This is a genomic window from Hymenobacter agri, assembly GCF_054778495.1.
In genome coordinates this window covers 1-913 of the sequence record NZ_BAAGZM010001063.1, presented here as the reverse complement: position 1 = coordinate 913, position 913 = coordinate 1, and the positions used below count along the sequence as shown (strand labels likewise).

Annotated in this window: 2 protein-coding genes; both read left to right on the top strand. The window is 64.3% G+C overall.

The window, feature by feature from the left end; translation table 11 throughout:
• On the top strand, window positions 1–315 hold a 315-nt coding region (locus ACYVDE_RS24475; RefSeq protein WP_460504127.1), incomplete at its 5' end, for a Smr/MutS family protein.
• A gap of 171 nt (window positions 316–486) precedes the next feature.
• A partial coding sequence (locus ACYVDE_RS24470; RefSeq protein WP_460504126.1) for a response regulator occupies window positions 487–913 on the top strand: 427 nt, incomplete at its 3' end.

The window sequence follows — 913 nt, the reverse complement described above, 5'->3', positions numbered from 1 at the left end:
CCGGCCAAGCCCGCCGCGCCCGTGGTGGCCCCGCCGCACGAAGTGGACCTGCACCTGGAGGCCCTGCGCCCCGACAACACCGAGGAGCTGAGCAACACCGCCATTCTGCGCCTGCAGCTCGATGCGTTTGAGGACGCGCTGAGCCGCGCCCTGGCCACCAACATGCACGAGATTGTGTTCATTCACGGTATGGGCAACGGGGTGCTGCGCAAGGAAATTCACCGTCAGCTGAGCCGCAACAAGGACATTAAGTTCTTCGAAGATGCCCGCAAGGAGAAGTTCGGCTTCGGGGCCACGCTGGTGCGGCTGAAATAGCCGGCTGGTTGCGTGAGCGTAGCAGGTCATGCCTCGGCTGCGCCCGGCATAACGGCCTGATTTGAAAAAGCCCCCGTCCAACCCGGCGGGGGCTTTTTCGTGCCCAGCTTTTTCGAAAAACAACATGTTCATGTCATAGCGCCGCGTGGGAATGCGCCAGACCTTTGCGCCATGCAATTCCCCCTCGCGCTGGCCATCATCGAAGACCAGGCTGCCATCCGCGACACCCTGCACGAGTACCTGTGCGCCCAGCCCGAATTCCGCTGCGTGCTCATCGTGGACTCCGTAGAAGCCTTTTTGCGGGAGCTGCCCACCGTCGCCGCGCCACCCCAGCTTATCCTCTCCGACATTGGCCTGCCTGGCCTCACTGGCATTGAGGGCCTACCCCTCATTCATCAACTCCTGCCCGAAGCCCAGGTGCTCATGCTCAGCGTGTATGCCGATGCCGAGCGGGTGTTTGAGGCGTTGCGGGCCGGCGCGGTGGGCTACCTGCTGAAAAACACGCCCCTGGCCCAGCTCAAGGAGCACCTGCTGCAGGTGGCGGCCGGCGGCTCGCCCATGAGCCCCGGCGTGGCCCGCTTCGTGGTGCAGGCGTTCC